The organism is Helicobacter cinaedi PAGU611 (assembly GCF_000284635.1).
In the GTDB taxonomy this organism is placed as follows: domain Bacteria; phylum Campylobacterota; class Campylobacteria; order Campylobacterales; family Helicobacteraceae; genus Helicobacter_C; species Helicobacter_C cinaedi.
Map to the genome: position 1 here is coordinate 294,595 of NC_017761.1, position 26,034 is coordinate 320,628.

Consider the following 26,034-nt stretch of genomic DNA (forward strand, 5'->3'; position numbering starts at 1 on the left):
TATGACTATGCAACAAAATACAGAATCTAACAACAATATAGAATTTACTGCTAGGGTGTCTAAAAAAGTCCAGCTTCTCTCCCCTGCTGGGAATTTGCATAAGCTAAAAATCGCCCTTGCATACGGGGCGGACGCGGTGTATGGAGGGGTGAGCCACTTTTCACTTCGCACAAGAGCGGGGAAGGAATTTAGCTATGAGGACTTTGCTAAAGGTGTGGAATACGCCCATAATCTAGGCAAAAAGGTGTTTGTTACTATTAATGGCTTTCCTTTTAACTCTCAACTTAAACTCCTAGAATCCCACATTGCTAAAATGGCTGATTTATCCCCTGATGCGTTTATTGTTGCAGCTCCGGGTGTGGTGCGTTTAAGCAAAAAAATCGCCCCGCAAATCCCTATCCACCTATCTACCCAAGCCAATGTCCTAAATGTGCTTGATGCTGAAGTGTTTTATGAAATGGGAGTGAAACGCATAGTCGCTGCACGCGAGATTAGCCTAAAAGATGCAATGGAGATTAAAAAGCATTTGCCGGATTTGGAAATTGAGATTTTTATACACGGCAGTATGTGCTTTGCGTTTTCTGGGCGATGTCTTATCTCGGCATTGCAGAGTGGGCGTGTGCCAAACCGCGGGAGCTGTGCGAATGACTGCCGATTTGATTATGAATATTTTGTGCGAAATGTGGAGAATGATGAGCTTGTGAAATTTGATGGCAGGGAGTTTTATGTCAAAAATCCCGATAATGGTGTGATGATGAGACTAGAAGAGGAAGAGGGCTTAGGGACACATATTTTTAACTCTAAGGATTTGAATCTAAGCGGACATATAAAGGAGATTTTAGATTCTGGAGCGATTGACGCACTAAAGATTGAGGGCAGGACAAAGTCAAATTATTATGCTGGGATTACCGCTAGGGCGTATCGTGCGGCAATTGATAGTTATTATAGTGGCAAAGTGGATTCTAGTTTTTATACAAACGAGCTGCAAACGCTGAAAAATCGCGGCTTTACTGATGGCTATCTTATCCACCGCCCTTATGAAAAGCTCAATACCCAAAATCACCAAACCGCCATAAGTGAAGGGAGCTATCAAGTCAATGCCGAAGTTGATGAAAGCGGAGAATGGGCGGTGTGTAAGCATACCATAAGAGTAGGGGAGGCAAAGGAGATTGTCGCACCTTTTGGGCAAAATGTGGTGTGTGGCACAAGTGAGTTAGGCGAGATATTTGTAAAAAATGGTGTGCAGTATATGCGATTTGATAGCATCTGTTTGAAAGATAATAAAGAGCTAGATTCTATCCATAGTGGCAATACTAATGCCTTTAAGCTCCCCTTGCCCTTGCCACCTTTTAGCTTCTTGCGTGAGAAGATTGAAAATTAGAATCTACACAAGGTGGTTTGTGTTATTAAGCTTGTAAAGCATAGGGCTAAAGGCTTTTTGGGCGATGACAACCTGCTCCCCTATGCTAAATTCTAAGCTCTGCTCTCTATCATACACAATCCGTAGGATTTCAGCATTACACAGCACACTTATAATACAAAATAGCTCCTGCATATCAATGGCAATAATCTGCCCTACAAGCGTGATTTTCGCACTTAGTCGCTTTTGGATAAAGACTTCTTGATTGCTTCCATCACTTAGAATCTGCCCAGATTCTATAACAAAGCTCCTTGAAGCAAGTGAGAAAATTTCACTTAAACTATGGCTTACAAGCAGGGTAGTGAGATTGAAATATTTGTGAATCTTTTTTAGCTCATTTTGCAAAGTCTGTGCCATTGCGTTATCAAGGGCGGAGAAAGGCTCATCAAGCAAAAGGATTTTTGGCTTTGAGCTTAATGCCCGAGCCAAAGCCACGCGTTGAGACTGCCCACCGGAGAGTTGGGAGATTCTAGCGTTTTTAAGAGAGTGCAAATCCATAAGCTCCATAAGTTCATTGGCAAAGTTTTTATCCTGCTTGTTTTTTAGCCCAAAGCAAATGTTTTGATACACGCTAAGATGTGGAAAAAGTGCGTAGTTTTGAAAAACAAAGCCGATATGGCGTTTTTGCGGAGCGAGATGAATACCCTTTTGTGAATCTAGCCACACTTCATCGCCCACACGGATATAGCCCTGCTCCACATCATCAAGCCCGCTTAGAATCCGCAAAATACTCGTTTTCCCCGCACCACTTTTGCCAAAAAGAGCGATAAACTCACCAAAATTAATGTGCTTATCAATCTCTAAACGGAACTTGCCCTTATTGCCAAGCAGGGTTTTGTGAAAACGCAAGTGAATATCGCTCATACAATACCCTTTTTTTGAAAATGTTTGTTGAGATAAAAAATGACTAGGAGCAACACAAAGCAAATGAGAAAGAGACTTAGGGCGTATTGATGGGCTAGGGGGTAGTTAAGCGATTCTACTTCATCATAGATGGCAATACTTGCTACGCGTGTTTGATTTGGGATATTGCCCCCTATCATCATCACAACGCCAAACTCCCCTATGGTATGGGCAAAGCTCGTTACACAGCCAAGCAAAATAGCAGGAATTATATTTGGCAAAAGGACGAAAAAGAGTGTGTAGATTCTGCCTTTGCCAAGTGTGAAACTTGCTTCTTTTAAGCTTTTAGGCAGGGAAGATAGGGCTGATTTTATGGGATTTGCCATAAAGGGCAGTGAGAAAATCACACTTGCCAAGATTAAGCCTTCAAAGCTAAAGACAAGCTTGAAGTTAAAATGCTCTAGCAAAAATGCCCCTAGTGCGTTTTTTGGGCTAAAAGTGATAAGCAAATAGAATCCTAGCACTGATGGAGGTAGCACAAGAGGCATCCACACGAGCACTTCAACCACAGGACGCAATGGATTTTGCGAGAATGCCAGATAATTGCCAAGGGCTATGCCTATGGGGAGCAAAATAAGCGTGGTAAGAAATGCCACGAGAAAAGTAAGCTTCATTGTGTCAAAAAACTCTGCCATATTTGCCATATTCGCTATGAAAGTGAGATTTAAAGATTCTAAAAACTCCACTGCCTACCCCCTTTACATATACTTTTCTAGCAAAATATGGGAGCTTGGGATATGCCATTTGCAAGGCTGATTTTGGCTTATCTCTATGGGGGCAAGGCTAGGGAATAGGGCGTAAATGGGGGTAATATTTTGAGATTTTGTATTGTCTATAAAATCCTGTGAGCGTGTAGAATCTAGCGTATTTTGTGTGGTTGGCATAAGCTTAAGACGCGTGAAAAAACCGCTTGTTTGAATATCTGTGATTTGAGCTTCAAAGATGTTAAGGTGTGAAAGCAAGGTGTGTTGCGTAGAATAGAAAGGAATAATCTCATTTTCTTTAAAAGTAGCGATGACTTTGTCATTGGATACAAACTCGCAAGGCTCAAGTATGAGGCTATGAAGTGTGCCAAAGCTACATTGCAGCTCTAGCAACACACAGCCATTTTGCTTAAATATTTGAGTTACACAAGCGGGAATCTTATTCATTTGAGCCTATTTTGAGCCGTCGTAACTTATTTATCAGCCTTGTCATAGCCATATTCTTGGAAGATTTTCTCTGCCACTTTAGAAGTTAAGATATATTCTACAAACTCTTTAGCAAGCTTAGAATCTTTGCCGTGATTTGGGATAATCAAAGCTTGATTTATTGGCTTATAGGTGCTTTCATCAATGAGCGTGTAAGTGAGATGTGGAGTTTTATCCTTAATCACCATTGATAACGCACTAAAGCCTATCTCACTTGCCCCTTGCAACACATAGCTTGTCGCCTGACCGATAGAATCCCCAACACTTAGTTTTGATTTAAGCTTTTTCTCTAGCTTTTGTGATTTTAAAAACTCTTCTGCCGCTCTGCCATAGGGGGCGAGTTTTGGATTTGGAATTGCAATATGCTTGATCTTGTCATTTTTCAAAATCTCAATGCTATCTGCCTTAAAGTCGGCATTAGCACTAAAAAGCACGAGTTTGCCCTTAGCGTAGTTGCTTGGCTGACTGGGGGCTAGTTTTTTATCATAGAGTTTTTGTGGGTAGCTCATATCTGCGGCGATAAAAAGATGCGTGGGAGAGCCATTTTGAATCTGTGCATACGCCTTGCCAGAAGAGATGTAGCTCACTTCAATCTTATCTTTCTTGTGCGTTTTTAAAAACTCACTTTTAATATCTTCTAGGACATATTTAAGACTAGCAGCAGCTAGGACATTAATCTGCTCCGCCATTGCATTGACACACATAAAGGCACTTAAAGCACAAATGCTTAGGATTTTTTTCATTTTCATAGAAACTCCTTGTTGTGAAATATTTGAGACTAAATGCTATATAATTTTATATAACCAAGTCAAGTGTTTGTATCTAAAATTATATAGCAGTCAAACATTTTGCAACAAACAAGACATAAAATCGCCTATGAGACAAGAATCTACTTTGCTTTAAAATCTTCAAGGGCGGATTCTAAATCGCTTAGTCTTTTTGTCAGCTCGGCAAAGTCTTGTGAATTATCCAAATAATCAAAAAAGATATTTTTCACGCGTTCTAGCTCATTAAAAGCCTTCAACGCTTCAAAGCCAAGGGGTGTGAGCTTTGTCCCGCCTCCACCTCGTCCGCCATTGCAAGATTCTACAAGGGGGCTAGGAGAGAGCTTATTCATAATGTCTATACTATCCCACGCAGCTTTGTAGCTCATACCCATTTGTTTAGCTGCTTTTGAGATAGAGCCACTCTCTGCTATACGTGTCAGCAGTTCAGCCCGCCCAACGCCGATATAACTTTTCTCATTTTTTTCAAACCAAAATCGTGCAAATACATTCATTTTTATACTCTCAATATAAAATAATATAGCTTTTCACAGAGCCGTGTACGCCAAAGACGGTTTGTAGCTCAATATCCGCTGTGCGTGAGGGACCGGCGATAAAAATCATATTAGTAGGGAGTTTTCCATTCTCACCTTGTGCCTTAAGTGTCTGCACCCCTTCGTAGAAATTCTCTACAACATCTTGCTTTTTAAGCAAAGCAATACAAGTGCGTGTGATGAGTGAAGAAAGGCGAGGGGCTTTTACACTTGAAGCCACGCCGATGATGCCTAGATTTGCCACGCCACAGCTTGCCTGCACGATTGAAGTATCAAAAGCAAAGAGATTTGCCCTTTGCTCATCAACGCTTTTTTCATATGCCACAAACTGCATAGAATCTTGCGTATCAAGTGCTTTTAAGCTTTGTGGATTAATGTCAATGTTTGGGTTGTAAAGGACATTTTTTGCTTGAGATTCTGCGAGTGCTTTGTAAATATCCTGTGCTAAGCTCTCTTGGCTAGATTCTATCACAATGGCTTTGTTTGCCCCCTGCCACGCGATGTATTCCTGCACTTTATCATCATTTGTGCGTTTCATAGGGTTTGCGTAGTTTGGGAATTGTGCTTGAATCTTATTCTCTTGTAACGAAGCCTTGACATTGCTTAAAATACTTTGCCTACTCATAAATCACCCCCTGCATTTTTGATACTTTCTTATGGAGATTCCCGCTTAGCTCTGGAAATGCCCTATACGCTACCCAATTTTTTAAGCCCGGTATAAATGAAGCAAAGGGCTTTGCAAGTGGAGCAAAAAAACCAGCTAAACTTAACATTCTTCTCCACGAGCTGCCATTACTTGCTAGATTGGCAAATTTTGTCATACCAAACTGCTCTTGCTTATTTTTCAAGCTGCCATCGTTGTTTTTAAGATTCTTCCTGCCTTGCCCTACTTTTTCACTCCGTAAATCCCGTATAAGCTCGGCAAGTGGGATTTTGATAGGGCAGACTTCAGAGCATCGCCCACAAAGGGAGCAGAGATTCACCATATGTCCGTAGTTTTTCATACCAAAGAGTTGCGGAGAGATGACTTCCCCGATAGGTCCGGGATATGTGCTAAGGTAGGCGTGTCCGCCGATTTTATCATACACGGGGCAGTGATTGAGGCAAGTCCCACAGCGGATACAGCTAAGGGATTTGTAAAAATGTGAATCTTTTAAGATTGTGGAGCGATTATTATCAAGCAGGATAATATGCAATTCCTTTGGTCCATCAAGCTCACCCTCTTTTCGTGGAGAAGTGATGATATTGTTATAGCAAGTAATCGCCGCACCTGTGGCTGAAGGCACAAGCAAAGCATCAAGGATAGAGGCATCTTCAAAACTTTCCACAATCTTTTCAATCCCACAAATAGCTATATGAATATCACTCGCAGTGGTGCTCATACGCCCATTGCCTTCATTTTCAATAAGCCAAATCGCCCCCTCATCAGCAATGGCAAAATTTACTCCACTTAGCCCCATTTTAAATTCTTGAAACTCTTTGCGTAAATGCACACGAGCAATTTCATTGAGCTTTTCTGGATCGGATTCTAGATTTGCTCCAAGCTTTTGAGCGAAAATCTCGCCGATTTGATAGCGATTTTTGTGAATCGCAGGGGCGACAATATGCACAGGTGGTTCATCTATAAGCTGAATGATAAGCTCACCCAAATCTGTTTCAATAGGATCTAGCCCCTTTTGCTTTAAAAAGGCGTTTAAGTGGGTTTCCTCACTTGCCATTGACTTACCTTTTAGAATCTTAGTTACGCCCTTTTCTTTCATAAGCGAGTAGATAATCTCATTTGCTTCCTTGCTATCACTCGCCCAGTGGATAATAAAGCCATTTTTACTTGCATTTTGCTCAAATCGCTCTAATAAAACATCAAGCCGTGATAATGTCTTTTGTTTGAGTGCTTTGCCTTTTTCGCGTAGCTCTTCCCAATCTATAAAGCGTGAGGTTATAAGATTCTTGCGATTTGTTTTAAGGGTATCCATTACATTCTTAAGATTTACTCTTAATTGCTTATCACTAAGCTTGGTATTAACAATATCGTGATGTCCTTGATAGCTCATAGTTACGCTCCTAGTCCAATTCTTTGTGCCAAAAAGTCATAGAGATGTATGGGCTTGACTTGGGCATTTTGCTTTTTTAATGCTCCACTAATATTCAGCAGACAACCCGCATCAGCAGAGATGACATACTCTACATTGCGTGAGAGAATATCTTCAATCTTTTGGCTCACCATTGCGTGTGAGACTTCAGGCTCTTTGACACTAAAGCTTCCGCCAAATCCACAACACTCTTCTTCTCGTTCAAGCTCTATAAGCTCTACATTTTGCAGTGAGTTAATCAAAGCCTTTGCACTATCTACAACCTTTGAAGTCCGCAAAGCGTGGCAGTTGCTATGCCAAGTAACTTTCACAGTATTCCCTTTGTCTTCATATTTCACGCCTAGCACTTTGTGGAGATACTCGCCTAAGTCATAAACGCGTTGGCAAAATTGCTTTACTTCAGCAAACTCACTTCTGCCTTCAAATAGCTCCAAATAATCCTCTCTCATCATTCCTGCACAAGAGCCAGAAGGCACGATAATTGGCTCTTCACCCTTAAAAAGATTGATATTATGCAAGGCTACCTTGCGACTTTCATCATAATAGCCGGAGTTGTAGCTTGGTTGAGCACAACAAGTTTGATCTTTTTTGAAAACCACTTCGCAGCCCTCTTTTTGCAGAAGTTTTATCGCATTAACACAGGTGTCAGCATATGCTACACCGCCAAGACAGGTTGAGAAAAAAAACACTCGCATCACTTGCTCCTTCCTTGTATATAGAGCAGTTATAATATATATAACGAGCTTTAAAATAACAAAAGGTTAAAAATTACTTGCTTTTATTTTATTAATTTTGTTTCAATTCTACACAAATATACAAATAATAATCGTGTAAATGTGAATATTTTACACATTTACATATAAAACATTCTTATTAGTATATTTTTGTAAGGTTAAATTTTTTTATAATATTTGCCAAGCAAACGATGCTTTTATATCTAAAAATTTCAAAAAGGAGAATCTAAATTATGGAAGTATGGCAACAAGTCTATGACCCATTTAACAGCATTTGGCTAAGTGCAGCCGTGGCATTTCTGCCGATTGCTTGTTTTTTGGTGTGTTTGTTAGTTTTTAAGCTCAAAGGGTATCAAGCGGGGTTTCTTACCGTTGTGTTGGCTTCAGTTTTGGCAGTTGTTGCTTATGATATGCCTTTTTCTCTTGTTGGAGCGAGTTTTGTTCAAGGATTTGCACAAGGTATTTGGCCTATTGCGTGGATCATCATCGCGGCAATTTTCTTGTATAAACTCTCTGTCAAATCCGGTGCATTTGAGGTGATTAAATCAAGCGTTATCACTATAACGCCAGATCACAGAATCCAAGTGATTTTGATAGGATTCTGCTTTGGCTCATTTTTAGAGGGTGCGATAGGCTTTGGCGGTCCTGTGGCGATTACTGCAGCATTACTTGTGGGCTTGGGACTTCGTCCATTATATGCAGCAGGGCTATGCCTGATTGCCAATACTGCACCTGTGGCATTTGGTGCTGTTGGGATTCCAATCATTGCGATGACAAATCTCGTGCGTATTGAGCAGTATGCGGTTGCGGCGATGGTTGGGCGTATGCTTGTGCCTTTGAGCTTGACAATTCCTTTTTTCATCGTATTTTTGATGGACGGATTTAAGGGTGTGAGAGAGACTTTCCCAGCGATTTTGATCGCTGCTATAAGTTTCACAGGGACACAATATTTTAGCTCAAATCATTGGGGTGCGGAATTGCCAGATATTGTTTCTGCGATTGTTTCACTCCTTTGCACCACACTCTTTTTGCGTATTTGGCAGCCAAAAAATATTTTTAGGCTTGATGATGAAAAAGATTTCTCTAAGAAAAGCACCTTGAGTGTAGGGCAGATTTTCAAGGCGTGGTTGCCTTTTGTGTTGCTTATTGTGTGTATTGTTATTTGGACACAGCCTTGGTTTAAGGCTCTTTTTGAAGAAGGTGCGATTTTTGACTACACACAAGTAACAATTGCCTTTGATAATATCGCTTTGTCAATCGTAGATCCAAAAGGTGCGGCTGTTTCTTTGGCACTTCCTGTGAATTTTATCGCACTCCAAGCAGGGACGGCGATTTTGGTTGCGGCATTTTTGACAATTCTTTTCTTGCGTATCAAATCAAGCGATGCGGCAGAATGCTTTTGGGATACGCTTAAAGAAATGGCTATTCCTTGTATTACAATCGGGCTTGTTGTTGCCTTTGCTTTTGTGTCAAAAAATAGCGGTATGAGTGCGACTTTGGGGACAGCTTTTGCAAAAACAGGTGATATGTTTGCTTTCTTTAGCCCGGTTATTGGGTGGCTTGGCGTGTTTATTACTGGCAGTGATACAAACTCAAATCTGCTTTTTGGGACATTACAGCAAATCACAGCACAAGAGCTTGGCGTGAAAGAGGCATTATTCTTGGCGGCAAACTCTGTGGGTGGCGTTGTTGGCAAGATGATAAGCCCACAAAGTATAGCCATTGCTTGTGTGGCGGTTGGGCTAGTTGGTAGGGAATCTGAGCTATTTAAATTTACACTCAAATATTCCCTTGCTCTCATTATTCTCATTGGGATTTGGACGACAATTATTGCTATGTTTTTGCCGACAATTATCCCAGATGTTGTGCCGCTACATCATTAATAACAACTTCAAGCTTCCTAAGAAGAATCTTAGGAAGCTTTATTTTTCAAATATAATTTCATTAGGATTTTAAAAGTTTTAGAGTCTTTAGATTCTAAGTGAATCAATCTGCCCCGTGTAGTAAAAATACTTCTCTAGCACTAAAAGTGAGATAATACTTTCTCGCTCTCTATCAAAAAACTGCTTTACATATTGATGTGCGTTGTGGATAATCTCTTGTGCGAAGTTTGGATTGCGTAAGCAATACTCTAGCTTTTCTTCTACATCAGCGTAGTCATCACGAATCTGTAAGTAGTGAATATCTGGCTCTAGATTCCCTTCCATAAACCAAGTTTCAAACTTTGGCTTTGGCATAACTGCTAGAGAGTTTGAGCTCATCACCCATTTAAGATTGCTCGCCACATCATTGCCTTCTAATGACAAAAGAAATTTATAGGGCAAATGTTTGGCAATACTTATTTTTGGCTTTTGCCAAGCGTGATGCACACTTTTGTGTCCGGTATGTCCTAAATCACAAAGTGGGTAGTTAAAATATTTTTCAAAAAATTGTGTCCTGTGGGCTTGGTAGATTCCACCGCGATAGAAAAGTTTATCTTGCTTTGTGGCAAAAGTATAGGGATCGTTAATAAAAGTAAAATGACGGATTTTCTCAAGATTCAAAAGTGTAGAGTTGGAAAATGGTGGGATATTATCCCCCCCAGTAGTTTTTTGAGATTCCACATAGGCTTTGGTGGGGCGAGATTTTGTAATAGAAGGTTTGGGGCAGATATAATTCATATCGCCAAATTCAAAACATGCCCTAAAATCCTGCGGAAAATAGCGTGTAAATTCATACGCATCAAAATTATACATCGTCTTTTTCTTAGCAAACCGCACACAGCTAATGTTTTTGGCATTTTCATCAAGCGTGATTTTAGAATCTAGCTGACAATAATAATCCACTCTTTGTTTGATATACTCTATATCATCGCGTGTTTGAATTGAGTGTAGAATTTTTTCTCGGCTTGGGAGCAAAAAGCGTGGGGAAAGCATACGCATAATACCACTAAGATTATAGGCTAAACGATTATTTCTCATTGGTCAAATCCTTATGCTTGAAGTGTTTTAAAATACGCAATCGTCTTTTCTAGCCCCTCTTTTAACTGCACTTTTGGGCTAAAATTTAGCTCTTTTTTGGCTAGGGTTATGTCTGGTTGGCGTTGCTTGGGATCATCTTGGGGTAGCGGGAGAAAGACAAGCTTTGATTTAGATTCTGTAAGTTCAAGCACATTTTGTGCGAGTTCTAGCATACTAAATTCGTGTGGATTACCGATATTTACCGGTCCATAGAATCCATCTTTGCTATCCATAAGAGCAATCATTCCGCTAATCAAATCATCTACATAGCAAAAGCTTCGCGTTTGACTCCCATCGCCATAAATGGTGATGTCCTCCCCACGCAACGCCTGAATGATAAAATTACTCACCACTCGCCCATCATTTGGGTGCATTCTAGGACCATAAGTATTAAAAATCCGCATTACTTTAATGTTTAAATTATGCTGCCTTTGATAGTCAAAAAATAGCGTCTCCGCACACCTTTTGCCCTCATCATAACACGCCCTTATGCCGATGGGATTGACAGAGCCTTTATAAGATTCTACTTGCGGATGGATTTTAGGATCGCCATAGACTTCGCTTGTGGAAGCTTGTAGAATCTTTGCTTTCACGCGTTTAGCAAGCCCTAGCATATTGATCGCCCCCATTACAGAAGTTTTCGTCGTTTGCACAGGGTCAAACTGATAATGCACCGGACTTGCTGGACAAGCAAGGTTATAAATCTCATCAACCTCCACATACAGCGGAAAAGTTACATCGTGTCGCATAAACTCAAATCTAGGATTTGATAAAAGGTGGAGAATATTTTGCTTTGTGCCGGTGAAGAGATTATCCACGCATAGCACTTCATCGCCGCGATTAAGCAGTCTTTCGCATAAATGTGAGCCTAAAAACCCAGCCCCTCCAGTTACTAGAATCTTTTTGTTTAGCATTGAAACTCCTGAATTAAAAAGTTTTGATTTTAAGGGTTGATATTATAGCCTAAATTAATGTGATAAAGTGTGAGTTTGGGTGTTTGGAATATTTTTTGTAAAAAAGGTTGCCACAATAGCCAAGAGTTTGTGTCATCATCATTTCTTAATAAAACATATGATGTTTTTTGTAGTGTTGGGAGCATACATTCATAGGCTTGGATACATTCATCATATTGATATAGGGCTAGGCGATTTGTTGTGAGATAAAGAATTTGTGGTGCAAAAAATACTATCACATCATCTTGTTTGGTGTTATTTTTTATGAAATCATACATTTGTAAGGCATCTTTGCTATATGTGTGTAGGTCAAAAATCCCTTTGCTTTTTATGTTTGGAATCCACTCGTGTTTGAGATTTGAATAGATATTAATCAAAAGCAAAGATATAAATAGAATCTTGCATATATTTGCTATGATTTTTGGTGGCTTGATGGCTACATAGCCCAAAAGTGTCCAGTAAATACAAAATGGTATAAGAATAAATACAAAACGCAAACCTTGAGTAAAAGGCCAGATAATATTCAAGGCCAAAATCCCTGCACAGAATATTATTAATACAAAATGTCTATGCAGTGAGATATATATTCCAAACACTAAGAATGGAAAGGCTAAAACCATACCAAAAGCCCCAAAAATATTACCAAAGAAGTATTGCCATATGTTGAGATAATAAAATGTATTGCCTAAAATGCTTGTTATAGAGATGACATTTGCCATCATAGATGGGTGTCCTGCCCCACCATTTGGAAGAAACATATTAATAAGGGCATATCCTAGCACAAATACAGCAAGGGGAATAAGCATATACCATAGTGAAATGTTAGCAAGCGTATTGGCGATAGGTCTTATCAAAATGATAAGTTTTGTATTTTTTACAAAAGGCAGCACAATGCGTAAAAATAGCACACAAGCCATAGTTACTGGTAAAATAATGCCATTGCTCCTTATAAGAAATGCAATAATAAATATGATGCCAAGATAGAATCCCATAATAAGATCTCTAGCCCTTAGATGATGCGAGGTTATGGATAGATAGTAATGCATAAGATATGCTCCAAAGATTCCAATACACATAAAAGGCACATCGCTTAATAGTCGGTTATCAAAGTGTAAAAAATATGGATTTAAAATAAGTAGCAATGTGGCTAAAAAAGATAGCTTGTTAGATAGGGACTTGATACACACAAGATAAAAGCCACTCACAAAAAGAGAAAATAAAGCAAGGTTTATACATTTCAGCATAATGATGTTAAAGCCAAAGATTTTGATTCCCATTGCAAGGAGCAAAGGATAGCCCCAAGGATAGATAATAGGCCCATTTCCATCGTATGAATATGTCCGCATAAATTGATTTGCTTGAATAAACTCATCAATATTCCCTTGAAGTATGGCAAAAGCTTGGAGAAGGTATTGAGAAAAATCCCCATTTCCACCATCTTCACCACTCCAAGTCTGCCCATTATGGAGATTGATATATCCTAGCAGAAAGCATAATATGCCTAAAGTAATGGCGATAATGTAATTTCTAGGCGACTCATAATTTATCCTATTATGAGTTTGACTAAGTTGTTTTAGCTCTTTATTTTTTATATTTTGCTTACTCACTTTTGCCTCCTTCTTGATAGTCATAGTCCGTGTTAATATGCCACAAATCACACTCTCTGCCCAAAATCTTATCCGCACACATAAGCCCCATAAGAATGCTATGGTCTTGATTGTTATACTTAAAGCTGCCATTTCGCCCGATGAAATACAAGTCTTTAAAGCTATCTAGGGCTTTGTAGATTTTATGCAAGTTATCTTTATAGCCCCGCTCATACACGGGGTAGCTTTTGTGGATTTTTAGCATGCTGGTGTTTTTGATAAGGCTAGAGTCTGCTACAAGCTTAGATTCTAGCAAATCCCTTTTTGCTATCTCGCTTAGGGCATTATCATCTAGATTCCACAAGGCTTCATCATCATTTGCCCAATACTCAAGGCATAAAATCGCAGAATCTTGTCCGCATTGCAAGTCTTTAGTCCAATTGGCGAAGTTGGTGATTCTACCGGTTTGGGTATCTTTGCTGTGCACATAAATCCAATTATCTTTGAATAGCGTTGGCTTTTGTGCGCTTTTGCGGGAGTCTGAGGCAGCGACTGCGGTCACTACTGATAAGGTAGCTCCCTTGTCGCTGCCTTGACAACCCACAAAATCATCGCAAAATCCTGCCGCCAACGAGTCGCTTACATTTTGTGCGTTTTTGCAAATCCTAGAATCCTTTGCGGACTGCTTTAGAATTGTTGCGGTGCTAGAATCCACTTTTTGTGATTTTTTCGTGTTGTTTTCAAACGAGGATTCTTGGGAGGTGGATTTTTCATTTGTGGCTTGATTTTCTTCTTCTAGGATTCTAGGAATTGCGGTGGGGCTTTGCTCGTTTTGCGGGGATTTGGGGGTAGGAGTTACCTTAGAGGTAATGACTGCCCCCAAATTTTCGCAATCGTGTGAATGCTCACCCAAAACAATCGAAGCGTTCGGCGATAACCGATGTTTCTTTAGTAAAGCCAAATCCCCTACTTCTACATAAACTAAAATCGTGTTTCTAAATTTTAATCTCCCTGCCATTTCTTTCACACTAGAATCTAGCTCTTCTAACGACAGCACCATATCCCTAAAAGGTGCGGTAGAAATCACAATATCCCCGCTAAACTCGCCCTTGTTTGTGTGAATACCTACCGCCTTTTTGCCCTGCGTTTTAATGCCTAGCACCTCCACACCACAATGCACCACGCCGCCGCGTTTGATAATCTCTTGCTTCATATTTTCATACACCACGCCACAGCCCTTTTTTGGGTAGCTAAACTCATCAACCAAAGTCTTATGCTTTTTGCCCCCACCGCCAAAAAATGCGGATTTTATCGCTTCATAGAGATTAAGCCCTTTAATGCGTTGTGCGGCAAAATCAGAATCTAACTCACTGCATTTTATCCCCCAAAGCTTTTCTGTGTAGCTTTTAAAAAATATGCTATATAAGCGATAGCCAAAGGCATTTGCCACCCACGATTCAAAGCTATCGCCTTTAAAAGGGCTAATTTTTGCTTTAATATAGCTTAGGATACAAAGGGTAGATTCTACAAAGCCAAGTTTGAAAAGCGCGTCAAAGCCACGCAAAGGATAGTAGAAAAACTTGCGGTTATAAAAGATTCTAGTAAGTCGTGAGACTTTCTCATATTCACCATTTGTGTGAGAATGCCAAAAGTCATTTAAGCGTTTATCTTTGCTAAAGAAGCGATGAGGTCCAATATCCACAATCTGTGAAAATAGCTCTATGCTTTTACTCATTCCACCCACTTGTGAATCTAGCTCAAAAATCTCTACACTATATCCATTCTCACTTAGCACCCTAGCCGCACTAAGCCCAGCCGGTCCTGCACCGATGATTAAGACTTTTTTATTTTGTCTCACTTATTATCCTTTCTTGTAAATTTAATAAAACTAAAATATTTATGTCCCAAATAGTTGCAGATAAAGCCCACGCCCACACCGCTAATGTGGGCTACAAACTCTAAATGCTTTTGATGGAGTAGGAAGCTTTTGTGTGGGGCTAAAAAGGGGCAAGATTGTATAAAATCCTGCAGAGTTGTATAAAAACTCTGTAAAAGCCAAAGTGTCCCCACACTCACAAATAAGGCAATAAGTAGCCCAAAAAGAGCCACAATACTAAAGCGGATAAAGGCTAGTCTTAAGCTAATATTGCGAGAAAAGATATATCTTGCGGATAAGGCGAAATTCACAAAATGCCCTAAGATATAGGCGATAATCACACTGCTTGAAAAGCTTATATAAAAGCTTAGAAAATGCCTTGAGATGAGATTGACAAATAGGGCTAGAAAAGCGACACAAACATACTTTATTAACTGCATTAACTTCCCTTTATTTAATAGCGTTGGTTGCTATGCCAGTTGAGTGCTGAAGATAGGATTGTCTCAATATCTGCAAAATGTGCCTTCCAGCCTAGAATCTGCTTTGCCTTAGAGCTATCGCCAATAAGCACAGCAGGGTCGCCCTCTCGTCTAGATTCTATGGTGTAGGGGATTTGTTTGCCACAAAGCCTAGAAGCACACTCTAGCAGCTCAAAGATAGAAAAGCCTGATCCATTGCCAAGATTAAAGGCTTCACTTTCGCCACCATTTAAGAGATACTTTAGGGCTAGAATATGTGCGTTTGCCAAGTCGTCTATATGGATATAATCCCTTATGCAAGAGCCATCTTTTGTAGGGTAGTCATCGCCATAAATGCTTAGAGTCTCCCTTTGTCCTAGTGCCGTTTGCAAAAGAAGCGGGATTAAATGCGTCTCAGGGCTATGAGATTCACCGATGTTAAAAAGCATACTTGCCCCAGCGGCGTTAAAATAACGCAAGATGACATACTCTAGCCCATAGGCGTGGCTAAAGTCTTTTAGCATATTTTCTACCACAAGCTTTGAGTAGCCATAGGGATTTATGGGATTTTGCGGGTGAGATTCTGTGATGGGTAGGTGCAAGGGGTGTCCATAAGTGGCACAAGTGGAGCTAAAGATAATGTTTTTGACATTTGCCTTACGCATAGATTCTAGGAGATTTAGCGAGTTGGCGACATTGTTGTAATAATATTTGCTAGGGTCTTTGACACTCTCGCCCACATAGGCAAAGGCAGCAAAGTGCATAACCGCTTGTATTTGATATGTGCTAAAGATAGAATCTAGAGTGGCTTTATCGCTTAAATCGGCGTGGATAAAAGTGGTGTTTTTGTGGGCAGTGTGAAGTTGGCGGGATAAATCATTGTTGGAGTTTAAGTTAGATTTAAGGTTGTTATAGAGAAGAGAATCCTGTGTATTTACCCCCCCCCCGTTAAAATTTCGCTCTAATTGTGTAAGAAAATCTAGCACAGAATTCTGTGTGGTGGGTGTTTTAGAATCTAGATTTTGCGTTGTCTCTTGTGTGCTTTTGCAGGAGTTTGCTTTTTTTGCTTCGGCACTACCGCTTAGGTAGCTTCTCGCAAAAAAAGCTTCACAACCCACAAAACGAAGTTTCTTTAGAAAATCATCACAAGATACTTCCGCAGTTGGCGTTTTTGGGGTTTTAGATTCTATGTTTTGAGAATATGGGGGTGCGATGAATGGATTATTATAAGAAAAAGGAAGTGGTGCATAATGTAAAGATTCTTTATGCCCATAGACTAAATTATCTAGCACAATGGTTTGAAACCCTAGAGTATTGAGCAGGGTATTTGCGTGAGAGCCGATATATCCCGCCCCACCGGTTACTAGAATCTTTTTGTTTGGCATTGAAATCCTTTTGTTTGTAAATAAAACATCACTTGGGTTAAATCACGCAATTGTAGCAAAAGTTTCTTAAGTTAATTTTGTCTATTGATATTTGCTCGATCAGCAAAATTTCTATATCTATGATTTTCTTGTAAGTTTTTCTTTTGAATTTTTTTTGCACAAACACGATTCAAAAGAAAAAAGTATTGTATATTTTATGATAAGGAAAGGCTTGAATTTGCAAGTTTGGACTGGCGCTTCGCACGAGTGCGGTTTTTGTTGCATGCTAAGTCTGTTCGTAGATATACGGCTCATACCCTACAACCTAAGTAGTGGCAATGTATGTGATTTTGTTGTATCACGTTTAAGGTTGTGTTTTTAGCGTACCTTATTTGCATATATTGACAAGAAGTGGCGACAAATAAACTTCCAAATCTACGATCCTTTTACCAGTTTATGTTTATGACAATATTTTTTTAGCACACATTCTAATTACGCAATGATATAAATACTCTTTCATTCTCGCAAGATTTCACATATTATTGATTATTGGTGAAAAGTGTAAGAGCAGATTATTAATCTTTTAAGCGTTTGCGAAACATAATCAAATTGGTACATTATTGATTGAGGTAATTTTATTTCTGTGGCAAACTGCTCACATATAAGTAATATTATACAAGAGAGTGAAACAATATAAGGTTGCAGAGGATTTGATGGAGAAATCATTGACTTGGGTTATGCCCTTAATGTAGGGTTATAAATCTAATCTTTATGATGTGTAGATGGGTGAAAAGGACATATCAAGAACACATACAGGTAAAGACGCTGAAATTTTAGAATCTTTAGCATATCTTAATTTAATGATGAAACACTAAGTTTTGCTTATACTGGCAAAAAAAGGCTCACGCTTTGCCCTAGATTCCAAACGTTTTTCACAAGATTTAGAATCTAAAGATGACTTTTGCTTTTTTGCTAGGGAGTTGCTAGAAAAGGCGGGATTTTCTCAATATGAAGTGTCAAACTATGCTAAAGATTCTAAGTTGGGGGTGGATTCTAAGCCAAATGGAGATTCTAAGCAGTGCAAACATAATCTAGGCTATTGGCAGGGCAGGGAATATATAGGCTGTGGGGCTGGAGCTGTGGGAAGGCTTAGCAATAGGCGATTGAGAGCGTATCCGCAATTGGCAAACTACATAAAAACACCACGCAAAAGGCTTGTTGAAGCTTTAAGCCAAAGGGATTTATGTATGGAAAATATTATGCTTGGGTTGCGTTGTGCTGTGGGTGTTAAGATGAGCGTTTTAGAAGAGTTGTTTATGGACAAAGTGGCGATGGAAAAGCACATAGGATTCTTGCTTAGCGGAGGCAAATGCCATATCCGCCAAGAAAAAAGAGAAGAAAAGGGAGAAGAGTTTTTGGTGGCAAACGAGCTATTTTTAAGCGATGAGATAGCTTTGTGGCTATTTGCTAGAGCGTGAATAAGATTATAGCTTGATTTTGCCAAAGCTTACAATATAAGCAAAGATACGGATATAAGTAAGGCAGCGATTCCAATATTGCAATGACAATATACAAGAGAGTAGATATTGTGAGCGGATATAACGCATATATTTTGGAATCTTGGGTGTTGGGATAAGACTGGCTCTCACAAGCGACATAAGTGGGTTAAGGACAGTTTGCACCTTATTATTATGTGATTGTTGAGTATTGCTAGACATTTGTGTCTCAAAGCGTGATTCTAAGATAATAAGTGCGGCGAGATTTTTACTCATTTGATTGGCAATTTGCAAGGCGTAGATGTTGGTGCTATGTAGCAAAGGGGCGAGTTTATGTAAGGTCTGCGTGATGACTTGCATATCTGCTATTTTTTTGCGTGAGGCGGTTGTGTTTTGCATAATTGAGGCGTGATTAAGGCAGTATGCGTAAAAAGTTTGATTGATACCAACATGGCTTGTCGCAAGGGTTGCGATGACAAAAAAATGAAGCATGTCTTCTGCCATTATGAGCTTTTGATTTTTGAGCGATTCTAGATAGGGAAGAGTTTTTTGCAAGAGATTGTTTTTATAGCATTTATCCCACAGCGTAAATTTAGGAAACTGCTTGGAATCTAAAAAGAAGTTATAAGCGATTTGCTCATTATATAAAGGGGCTTTGCTAAAGCGAGTAGGGAGTATATAGCGGATATAATGCGTAAGTTTGGCTAGAAGTGGTGTGCGTGGGTTTGCTGGATAGTAGGCTTTAAAGTGCAAAATATCGGTGTTATGCAGTGTAGTGTGTCTATGCAGTATCTCACAGGCCTGTAAATGCAAATAATCATCGGCATCTAAAAATGCGATATAAGAGCCTTTCGCGTGTTTTATACCTTGTATGCGTGTTTGGAATGTGCCAAGATTTTTTTCATTATGGATAATTTTGACTCTAGAATCTTTGTCCGCATAGCGTTGAGCGATTTGTATAGAATCATCACTTCCACAATCATCTATTATTAGAATCTCAATATCGTGCAAAGTTTGATTAATACAAGAATCTAAACAACGAGCGATGTAAGATTCCACATTATAAGTGGGGATAATGATAGAGAACTCTATTGGGTTTGTATTTGAGTGAAGTTTGTTTTGAGATGTTGTATGTGGCACTTGTCTTCCTATGAATGTTTTTTACTACAAAGCATTCTTATGTAGTTGCGATATTTTTTTGGAATGATAAGGTATACATAGTAGCGTGGTAATGTCCAGCAAAAATATTTGATACCCAAGAGTATAGGTCTGGTGTGACTGTATTTGTTGGCTATTATGTAGTATTCTTTGAATCTTTGCCACGATGGTGCGGAGCTTACCCCTTGCATATTAAAGCTTGAAATGGTAAGTGGAATATAATAAAAGGAAATGTCTTGTCTATAGATTTTAGTAAAAAAATCAGCATCTGCTGCAATCTTAAAATATGTGTCATATTTGTATTGTTTCATTAGGGTTGTGAGAATAAAGGCGGATTGATGAGTAAAACGCTGATGATAATTGTGAGGCCTTGTTGAGGCACAAATAACTTTGGAATATGTATTGTCGTAAATTGTATGTGTATCTCCGTAAATTACGCTGATGTGGCGGATTGTTGTATTTGTGACTAAAAAGCGTGTGAAAAGCTCAAGTATTGTATTTGGGCTATAAAACCTATCCCCACAATTCATAAAGTTACACCACTCTCCAGTGGCGAGGTCTATGCCCTTATTCATCGCATCATAGATTCCACTATCAGCCTCACTTAGGAATTTAAACAAAAGATTTTTCTCTCTATGTGTAGCTTCAAGGTAGATTCTACCATTTTGCTCTTCGTATTTTTTAGAATCTGTATTCGCACACGAAGCGATATATTCCATAATCTTTTCTCTCGTGCCATCACTACTTGCCCCATCAATGATGATGTATTCTATCTGCGGATAGTCCTGTGCAGTTACAGAATCTAAAGTCTCCACAATGTGAGCTATATCATTATAAACAACAGTAATAACAGAGATGAGCGGAAGCTGCATTAGCCTAGTCTCCATTGTAAAATCTTATCGGCAAAAAGCGGCACAATATCGCCCATATTATCAAGGGGAATGTTAATTTTGCTTGGCACCTTGCTAGATTCTCTTACTAGCTTAACGCTTTTTTGCGGAATATTTTTAGAATCCAGCCCATAAATCTCAAATGCCCTATCACTCACAAAGGCTTGGAGATTTTCTAGTTTATTATGTTCTTCAAAGAGTTGAGCTAAAGCAGGGAGTAAAACAGGGGCGGAGAAAATCCCTGCCGCCCCTTTGGAGCTAAGCTTGGCAGATTCTAAATGCGGGGCAGAATCCGAGCCAAAGCTTGTTTTGGGGTGGGCGTTTAGGGCAGAATGCAACAGGGCTTGCTGGTCTTTTTTGGTTTTTAGCATAGGTTTGCAAAAATGATGTGGATTAAGCATACCCCCGCAGACATCGTCCAAATTCATACTGATATGGTGCAAAGTCAGCGTAGCGTAAAGATTTTCATAGGATTCTATGGCTTCAAGTGAGCGTCTATCGCTCATATGCTCTATAATAATGCGGAGTTTGGGGAAGTTTGTAGCGATGTGTTTAAACACTTTCAAAAACTCAAACTCCCTATCCATACAAAAGCCATTGCTCTCCCCGTGGATAGATAGGATAAAGCCTAGCTTTTCAGCCAAAGCAAAAATCTCTAGCGTTTTATTGTCTAAAATCTCACTCATACCATTTTCACTGCCTGTGGTCGCCCCCTTGGGATAAAGCTTTAAGATTCTAATACCATTAGCTTGTGCTTTTTCTAGCTCATCTTTATCTAAGCTTTGTGTAAGATAAATACTCATAAGCGGTGTGAAGTCCTTGCTACCGGATTTTGTGCTAGATTCTAGAATCTGCTTTTTATACTCAAGGGCAAGGGCGGTGGTGGTAATGGGCGTTTTGAGATTTGGCATAGCAAGGGCGGCACTAAAGGCTTGAGCAGTGAAAGGTAGCACAGAATCTAGCATTGCCCCTTCCCGCAAGTGCAGGTGCATATCAAGTGGATTTTGAATATAAAGTGTCATTTTGTGTCTTTATTGTGAATCTTGCACTTTTTAAGCAAAGTAAGCAGATGATTTTTATAGCTTTCACACTCATTTTGACTTGTCGCTTCAAAGCGTGTAACAAGCACAGGCGTGGTATTACTTGCTCGTATCAAGCCCCAGCCATTATCAAATATCACACGCAATCCATCAATATCAATAATGTCCTTTATATGCGGAAAGTCGCTTGGTGGCGTTTGCAGGGCGGATTTTAACGCATTAATAAGAGCAAATTTTTGTTCTTCAGTGGTGTGAATCTTCTCTTCATCAGTACTGTATAGACACGGTAAGGAGTGCATAAAACTTTCCATTTCACTTGGGCTATAATGTAAAAATAGCTCTAAAGCTCTCAAAGAGGCATAAATAGCATCATCATAGCCAAAATACCTATCATTAAAAAAGAGATGTCCGCTCATTTCAGCCGCTAGATGCGCATTTAACTCTTTTAATTTAACTTTTAGGTTGCTATGCCCGGTTTTATACATTACTGCCTTACCGATTTTATTAATCTCATCATACATTACTTGAGAGCATTTCACTTCGCCTATGACAATGGGGCTTAGGAAGTGGCGTTTCATATCTTTAGCAAATAAAATGGCTAACTCATCACCCTTGTAGTTATAGTGGCTTGTAAGCAATGCCAAGCGGTCTGCATCACCATCAAAGGCTATGCCTATGGGGAGATTTTCTTCTTTCATCTTTGCTTTTAAATCGTGGAGATTTTTCTCCTCACTTGGGTCTGGGTGGTGATTAGGAAAAGTGCCATCAGGGGCGAAAAATAGCGGTGTGTAGTTGATATTAAGATTTTTTAAAATCTGCTCTATGCCTACTCCGCCAACGCCATTACCGCAATCTACCGCAATGGGATAGGGGAAATTTTGAAGCGATGAAAAATGTTGTGTCAAGTAGGCGATATAATGCTCTAAGGCGTTAAGTTTGGTGGGTGTGGAAGTTTTAGAATCTGCTCGGCTTGAATTAGAATCTAAAGTGGCTTGAGATTCTAAGCTTTTTAGCATTGCGGGGAGTTTCGCCCCAAGTGTGCGGATTTGCTCTCCATAAAAAGGAGCTTTATTTATAGTGATTTTAAAGCCATTGTATTGTGGGGGATTATGCGAACCTGTAATCATAACAGAGTTTGGACAGGCAATAGAATCTATGGTGTTAAAAGCGGCAAAATACGCCACAGGCGTGGGGACAAGCCCTAGATTAAACACTTCAATGCCTACACTTTCAAAGCCTAAAGAGAACCATTCAAAAAGCTTGGGTGAATGTGTCCTAGCATCGTAACCAATATGCACTTTAGGTGTTAAGGCTAAATCCAAAATGTGTTTTCCTAGCAATGCCCCTATGCTAAAAACGACTTGTTTAGTCAAGTCCTTTTCAAAAATGCCGCGAATATCGTATTCTCTAAAAATATGCTGCATATAAATCCTTGCAAGTTGAAAGTATAAAACTAAAATGCGTGGCATTGTAGCAAAACTTTGTTACAAATCCCAAAGCAAGTTAAATCAAGTGTGTTTTTGCAAGTGTGTTTTTGAACTCCATTCAAACCTAACACTATAAAACATAATAGGGAAGCATTAAGAAACAAACATTTAAGAAAAATTGACTTAGTCATAGAATCTTAAGAAGTTTTAAGATAGAATAGGCGATTTTTGTTAAGGGAATATACAATTTCAACTTCACATTTGCGAGGAAATATGTTTAAAAAAACATTAGAGCAAGTTGTTACATACGAGGCAGGGAAGCCCATAGAACTTGTTGTGCGTGAGTTTGGTATCAAACTAAGTGAGATTATCAAACTTGGGAGTAATGAAAATCCTTATGGTGCTCCACCACGCGTTATAGAAATGATACAACAAAACGCACATAAAGCTTCCTTATACCCCGATGATTCTATGTTTGAGCTAAAAAATGCTTTAGCGTCTAAATTTAGCGTAAAATCTCACAATATTATCATTGGAGCTGGGAGCGATCAGATTCTAGAATTTTGTATGCACGCACTCAACCACGAGAATGCCTGTGTGCTTATGGCAAAGACAACTTTTGCGATGTATGAAGTGTATGCAAAGATTGCTAATGTGGAGATTTGTAAAACACCAAGTGATGAGCATAAATTAGAAGAGTTTGAATCTCTGTATCGTGCTACACTAGAGCGTGGAAAGCGTGTGAGTGCGATATTTTTATGTGTGCCAAATAATCCTTTGGGGGAATGTTTAGATTCAGAATCTGTGGAGCAGTTTATACAAAAAATTAACAAAGATACACTTATTATCATTGATGGGGCGTATCAAGAGTTTGCCGCATATAAGGATAGGGCTAAGGCATTTTGCGTGGATAAGCTTATAGAAAAATATGAGAATGTCATCTATCTTGGGACATTTTCAAAAGCCTATGGGCTAGGCGGAATGCGTGTGGGCTATGGGATAGCAGATTCTCAAATTATTGCTATGCTCTATAAAGTCCGCGCTCCTTTTAATATCACAACCTTAAGTTTGCAGGCTGCTATTACTGCTTTGCAAGAGCAGGAGTTTGTAGATCAATGTGTAGAGCAAAATGCTAAGGAGATGGTGGGCTATGAAACTTTTGCTAGAGAGAATGGCTTTAGCTTTATCCCTTCTTATGCGAATTTTATAACCTTATCGCGTGAGGGTGTGGATTCTACGCATTTATGCCAGTGGCTATTGCAAAAAGGGCTAATTATCCGTAATCTTTCTTCCTATGGGCTTAATGCGTTTCGTATCACCATTGGCACAAAGAAGCAAAATGAGCGTGTTTTTGAGCTTTTGAAAGCTTATATTGTAAATCATCTTTCACATCATAGTTAGGGGCAATCGTGGATTTAAAACTCATTTTTGAACAAATCAGCAAGGTTTTAAATAAACTTAATAAGAAACAACGGATTATTATCCTTACGACATTTGTCGTGATTATTGCATTTTTGACTTATCTTGTTTTGTTTCGGGTTGAGACAAAAAATGAGTATGAAAACTACGATGTGCTTTTTAGCAACCTTAACCCTGAAGATTCTGCAGCGATTTTACAGCGATTACAACAGGATAAGATTCCCTATAAGATACCACAAGATAATATTATTTTAGTCCCAAAGGATAAAGTCTATGAGCAGAGAATCTCACTTGGCTCACTAGGATTGCCAAAGACAAGTAAAAATGTAGGCTTTGATATTTTATTAGAAAATAATGTTGGAGAAACGCCCTTGACACAGGATATGAAGTATCTTGTGGCTAAGCAAAATGAGTTAGCAAGGACGATTGAAAGCTTAAAGCCTATTGAAAAGGCTATTGTCAATATTTCTATGCCTAAGGAATCTTTGTTTGTGCAGGGCGGACATCCGCCATCGGCGTCTGTAAAAATCACCGTGCAGGATAATATGTTTTTATCCATTGAGCAGGTTGTGGGGATTAAGCACCTTGTGGCAGCAGCAGTTGAGCGACTTACCCCACAGAATGTAAAGATTATTAACCAAGATGGAGAGCTACTTGGTGAAGATGATGAAGCCACACAGCAATCCGCTCTAGGCAAACAAGCGGCATTCCAAAGAAAGTATCAGCAAAATGCAGAAAATGCAATGGAAGCCAAGATTGTGAAGTTTTTAAAACCAAGCGTGGGTGATGGGGTAGAAGCACAAGTAACAATGGACTTTGATTTTAGTGTGCGTAAGTCTGTGGCTGAAGTGTTTGGACAAAATCCTGTGGTGCGAGGAACACGAGAATATGAAAAAGAACGCAAAGGATTCCGTCCGCCACAAATTGGTGGAGTGCCCGGCGTTGTGAGTAATATCGGTCCGGTGCAGGGGCTTAAAGATGATGAGATGATGGAGTGGGAAAAAGAAAGCGAAGTTGTTATTAATAATGAAATTGATAAAACCGTAAGTGATATAAAAGAGCATTTTGGGGTGCTAAAGCGTGTGAGTGCGTCTGTAATGATTGATGGGACATATAAGGAAGCTGTGGGGGAAGATGGAGAGCCACGCTTAGAATACATACCGCGTTCGCAAGAAGAGATGGATAAATTTTTAGAGGGCGTGAAAAAGGCGATTGGCTACAATGAGGCTAGGGGTGATCAGGTTGAGGTGATTAATATGCAGTTTAGAAATTCACTGCTTGATTATCGTCCAAAAGATTCTTGGGAGCTATTCTCTGACAAAGTGGAGCGTTATCTTGGACCATTTATGCCATTGCTTAAGTATGTCATTGTGGCGGTTATTATCTTTATTTTCTACAAGAAAATCGTTGCACCATTTGCCGAGCGTATGCTTGAAGTGCAAGAAGAGGAAGATGATGATATTGAATCGCTTATGCAGATTGATGATGGTGAAGATGATGTCAATAAATTTAGTGAGTTACGCAAACGCGTGGAAGACCAGCTTGGGCTTAGCTCGGGCTTTGATGAGGATAGTATCAAGTATGAAGTCTTGCTTGAAAAAATGCGAAATGTCATTGCCGAGCGTCCTCAAGAGATTGGGGCATTATTCCAAACACTCATTAAAGATGAGCTTGATATAACTGAAGGTATCAAGCATTAAATGAAAAAGGAGT

General features: G+C 39.4%; 23 protein-coding genes. 5 read left to right on the forward strand and 18 right to left on the reverse strand.

What is annotated here, in order from left to right:
* The first annotated feature begins 7 nt into the window (after positions 1-7).
* Positions 8-1,381 carry a peptidase U32 family protein gene (locus HCN_RS01485; RefSeq protein WP_014666341.1) on the forward strand — a complete coding sequence of 458 codons (1,374 nt, stop codon included), beginning with the start codon at positions 8-10 and terminating at the stop codon, positions 1,379-1,381.
* Positions 1,382-1,384: 3 nt separating this feature from the next.
* Here the strand turns inward: HCN_RS01485 and HCN_RS01490 are convergent, their stop codons facing one another.
* From HCN_RS01490 to HCN_RS01525, 8 genes are all read right to left on the reverse strand, one after another.
* Positions 1,385-2,284 carry an ATP-binding cassette domain-containing protein gene (locus HCN_RS01490; protein WP_014667511.1) on the reverse strand — a complete coding sequence of 300 codons (900 nt, stop codon included), beginning with the start codon at positions 2,282-2,284 and terminating at the stop codon, positions 1,385-1,387.
* A complete protein-coding gene (gene modB, locus HCN_RS01495; RefSeq protein ID WP_172580125.1) occupies positions 2,281-2,958 on the reverse strand; it encodes a molybdate ABC transporter permease subunit in 678 nt (225 codons plus the stop codon). Before modB ends, HCN_RS01490 begins: the two co-directional genes overlap by 4 nt.
* A 63-nt stretch (positions 2,959-3,021) precedes the next feature.
* Positions 3,022-3,474 carry a hypothetical protein gene (locus HCN_RS01500; RefSeq protein WP_002957223.1) on the reverse strand — a complete coding sequence of 151 codons (453 nt, stop codon included), beginning with the start codon at positions 3,472-3,474 and terminating at the stop codon, positions 3,022-3,024.
* A 26-nt stretch (positions 3,475-3,500) separates the two neighbouring features.
* Positions 3,501-4,262, reverse strand: a complete 762-nt coding sequence (gene modA, locus HCN_RS01505) for a molybdate ABC transporter substrate-binding protein (RefSeq protein ID WP_014667512.1) — start codon at positions 4,260-4,262, stop codon at positions 3,501-3,503.
* Between the two features lie 140 nt (positions 4,263-4,402).
* The gene (locus HCN_RS01510) at positions 4,403-4,792 is read right to left on the reverse strand and encodes a winged helix-turn-helix domain-containing protein (protein WP_002957220.1); all 390 of its coding nucleotides are present in this window, start codon (positions 4,790-4,792) and stop codon (positions 4,403-4,405) included.
* A gap of 10 nt (positions 4,793-4,802) precedes the next feature.
* A complete protein-coding gene (locus HCN_RS01515) occupies positions 4,803-5,456 on the reverse strand; it encodes a LutC/YkgG family protein (protein ID WP_014666342.1) in 654 nt (217 codons plus the stop codon).
* Positions 5,449-6,882, reverse strand: a complete 1,434-nt coding sequence (locus tag HCN_RS01520) for a LutB/LldF family L-lactate oxidation iron-sulfur protein (RefSeq protein WP_014666343.1) — start codon at positions 6,880-6,882, stop codon at positions 5,449-5,451. Before HCN_RS01520 ends, HCN_RS01515 begins: the two co-directional genes overlap by 8 nt.
* Before the next feature lie 2 nt (positions 6,883-6,884).
* Positions 6,885-7,616, reverse strand: coding sequence for a (Fe-S)-binding protein (locus HCN_RS01525; RefSeq protein ID WP_002957216.1), 732 nt, complete (start codon positions 7,614-7,616; stop codon positions 6,885-6,887).
* Between the two features lie 272 nt (positions 7,617-7,888).
* Here HCN_RS01525 and HCN_RS01530 point away from each other — a divergent pair, with 272 nt between their 5' ends.
* Positions 7,889-9,538 carry an L-lactate permease gene (locus HCN_RS01530; protein WP_002957215.1) on the forward strand — a complete coding sequence of 550 codons (1,650 nt, stop codon included), beginning with the start codon at positions 7,889-7,891 and terminating at the stop codon, positions 9,536-9,538.
* Between the two features lie 87 nt (positions 9,539-9,625).
* Here HCN_RS01530 and HCN_RS01535 read toward each other — a convergent pair whose 3' ends face one another.
* Genes HCN_RS01535 through galE form a run of 6 tightly spaced genes read right to left on the reverse strand, consistent with a single transcriptional unit; the run spans position 9,626 to position 16,912 of the window.
* Positions 9,626-10,615, reverse strand: a complete 990-nt coding sequence (locus HCN_RS01535; RefSeq protein WP_002957214.1) for a glycosyl transferase family 90 — start codon at positions 10,613-10,615, stop codon at positions 9,626-9,628.
* An 11-nt stretch (positions 10,616-10,626) separates the two neighbouring features.
* The gene (locus HCN_RS01540; RefSeq protein ID WP_014666344.1) at positions 10,627-11,568 is read right to left on the reverse strand and encodes a UDP-glucuronic acid decarboxylase family protein; all 942 of its coding nucleotides are present in this window, start codon (positions 11,566-11,568) and stop codon (positions 10,627-10,629) included.
* Positions 11,569-11,597: 29 nt separating this feature from the next.
* Positions 11,598-13,214: a glycosyltransferase family protein gene (locus HCN_RS01545; protein WP_014666345.1), complete on the reverse strand. Its 1,617-nt coding sequence runs from the start codon at positions 13,212-13,214 to the stop codon at positions 11,598-11,600.
* Positions 13,207-15,051, reverse strand: coding sequence for an FAD-dependent oxidoreductase (locus tag HCN_RS01550; RefSeq protein ID WP_014666346.1), 1,845 nt, complete (start codon positions 15,049-15,051; stop codon positions 13,207-13,209). The genes HCN_RS01545 and HCN_RS01550 overlap by 8 nt, the downstream gene beginning before the upstream one ends.
* Positions 15,048-15,509 (reverse strand): GtrA family protein, encoded by a 462-nt coding sequence (locus tag HCN_RS01555; protein ID WP_002957209.1) that lies wholly within the window; start codon positions 15,507-15,509, stop codon positions 15,048-15,050. Before HCN_RS01555 ends, HCN_RS01550 begins: the two co-directional genes overlap by 4 nt.
* A 14-nt stretch (positions 15,510-15,523) precedes the next feature.
* Complete coding sequence (gene galE, locus HCN_RS01560) at positions 15,524-16,912, reverse strand: UDP-glucose 4-epimerase GalE (protein WP_014666347.1); 1,389 nt, start codon at positions 16,910-16,912, stop codon at positions 15,524-15,526.
* 857 nt (positions 16,913-17,769) lie between these two features.
* Here galE and HCN_RS01565 point away from each other — a divergent pair.
* Complete coding sequence (locus HCN_RS01565; RefSeq protein ID WP_014666348.1) at positions 17,770-18,369, forward strand: hypothetical protein; 600 nt, start codon at positions 17,770-17,772, stop codon at positions 18,367-18,369.
* A gap of 6 nt (positions 18,370-18,375) precedes the next feature.
* Here HCN_RS01565 and HCN_RS01570 read toward each other — a convergent pair whose 3' ends face one another.
* Genes HCN_RS01570 through HCN_RS01585 form a run of 4 tightly spaced genes read right to left on the reverse strand, consistent with a single transcriptional unit; the run spans position 18,376 to position 22,899 of the window.
* Entirely contained in the window at positions 18,376-19,527 is a 1,152-nt protein-coding gene (locus tag HCN_RS01570; RefSeq protein ID WP_014666349.1) for a glycosyltransferase family 2 protein, read from the reverse strand.
* A gap of 8 nt (positions 19,528-19,535) precedes the next feature.
* Positions 19,536-20,417 (reverse strand): glycosyltransferase family 2 protein, encoded by an 882-nt coding sequence (locus HCN_RS01575; protein ID WP_014666350.1) that lies wholly within the window; start codon positions 20,415-20,417, stop codon positions 19,536-19,538.
* Positions 20,417-21,457, reverse strand: a complete 1,041-nt coding sequence (gene pyrC, locus HCN_RS01580; RefSeq protein ID WP_002957197.1) for a dihydroorotase — start codon at positions 21,455-21,457, stop codon at positions 20,417-20,419. Before pyrC ends, HCN_RS01575 begins: the two co-directional genes overlap by 1 nt.
* The gene (locus HCN_RS01585) at positions 21,454-22,899 is read right to left on the reverse strand and encodes a phosphomannomutase/phosphoglucomutase (protein ID WP_014666351.1); all 1,446 of its coding nucleotides are present in this window, start codon (positions 22,897-22,899) and stop codon (positions 21,454-21,456) included. The genes pyrC and HCN_RS01585 overlap by 4 nt, the downstream gene beginning before the upstream one ends.
* Positions 22,900-23,175: 276 nt before the next feature.
* On the opposite strand from HCN_RS01585, the gene hisC reads away from it, so the two are divergent.
* Together hisC and fliF are read left to right on the forward strand one after the other, a co-directional pair.
* Complete coding sequence (gene hisC, locus HCN_RS01590; RefSeq protein ID WP_014666352.1) at positions 23,176-24,303, forward strand: histidinol-phosphate transaminase; 1,128 nt, start codon at positions 23,176-23,178, stop codon at positions 24,301-24,303.
* Positions 24,304-24,311: 8 nt separating this feature from the next.
* The gene (gene fliF / locus HCN_RS01595) at positions 24,312-26,021 is read left to right on the forward strand and encodes a flagellar basal-body MS-ring/collar protein FliF (RefSeq protein ID WP_014666353.1); all 1,710 of its coding nucleotides are present in this window, start codon (positions 24,312-24,314) and stop codon (positions 26,019-26,021) included.
* Positions 26,022-26,034: the final 13 nt, after the last annotated feature.

Excerpts from the sequence above, each read along its gene's own strand:
- HCN_RS01485 (WP_014666341.1), top strand. The coding sequence starts at position 8 with ATGCAACAAAATACAGAATCTAACAACAATATAGAATTTACTGCTAGG.
- HCN_RS01490 (WP_014667511.1), bottom strand. The coding sequence starts at position 2,284 with ATGAGCGATATTCACTTGCGTTTTCACAAAACCCTGCTTGGCAATAAG.
- modB (WP_172580125.1), bottom strand. The coding sequence starts at position 2,958 with ATGGCAGAGTTTTTTGACACAATGAAGCTTACTTTTCTCGTGGCATTT.
- HCN_RS01500 (WP_002957223.1), bottom strand. The coding sequence starts at position 3,474 with ATGAATAAGATTCCCGCTTGTGTAACTCAAATATTTAAGCAAAATGGC.
- modA (WP_014667512.1), bottom strand. The coding sequence starts at position 4,262 with ATGAAAATGAAAAAAATCCTAAGCATTTGTGCTTTAAGTGCCTTTATG.
- HCN_RS01510 (WP_002957220.1), bottom strand. The coding sequence starts at position 4,792 with ATGAATGTATTTGCACGATTTTGGTTTGAAAAAAATGAGAAAAGTTAT.
- HCN_RS01515 (WP_014666342.1), bottom strand. The coding sequence starts at position 5,456 with ATGAGTAGGCAAAGTATTTTAAGCAATGTCAAGGCTTCGTTACAAGAG.
- HCN_RS01520 (WP_014666343.1), bottom strand. The coding sequence starts at position 6,882 with ATGAGCTATCAAGGACATCACGATATTGTTAATACCAAGCTTAGTGAT.
- HCN_RS01525 (WP_002957216.1), bottom strand. The coding sequence starts at position 7,616 with ATGCGAGTGTTTTTTTTCTCAACCTGTCTTGGCGGTGTAGCATATGCT.
- HCN_RS01530 (WP_002957215.1), top strand. The coding sequence starts at position 7,889 with ATGGAAGTATGGCAACAAGTCTATGACCCATTTAACAGCATTTGGCTA.
- HCN_RS01535 (WP_002957214.1), bottom strand. The coding sequence starts at position 10,615 with ATGAGAAATAATCGTTTAGCCTATAATCTTAGTGGTATTATGCGTATG.
- HCN_RS01540 (WP_014666344.1), bottom strand. The coding sequence starts at position 11,568 with ATGCTAAACAAAAAGATTCTAGTAACTGGAGGGGCTGGGTTTTTAGGC.
- HCN_RS01555 (WP_002957209.1), bottom strand. The coding sequence starts at position 15,509 with ATGCAGTTAATAAAGTATGTTTGTGTCGCTTTTCTAGCCCTATTTGTC.
- galE (WP_014666347.1), bottom strand. The coding sequence starts at position 16,912 with ATGCCAAACAAAAAGATTCTAGTAACCGGTGGGGCGGGATATATCGGC.
- HCN_RS01575 (WP_014666350.1), bottom strand. The coding sequence starts at position 20,417 with ATGCAGCTTCCGCTCATCTCTGTTATTACTGTTGTTTATAATGATATA.
- pyrC (WP_002957197.1), bottom strand. The coding sequence starts at position 21,457 with ATGACACTTTATATTCAAAATCCACTTGATATGCACCTGCACTTGCGG.
- HCN_RS01585 (WP_014666351.1), bottom strand. The coding sequence starts at position 22,899 with ATGCAGCATATTTTTAGAGAATACGATATTCGCGGCATTTTTGAAAAG.
- hisC (WP_014666352.1), top strand. The coding sequence starts at position 23,176 with ATGTTTAAAAAAACATTAGAGCAAGTTGTTACATACGAGGCAGGGAAG.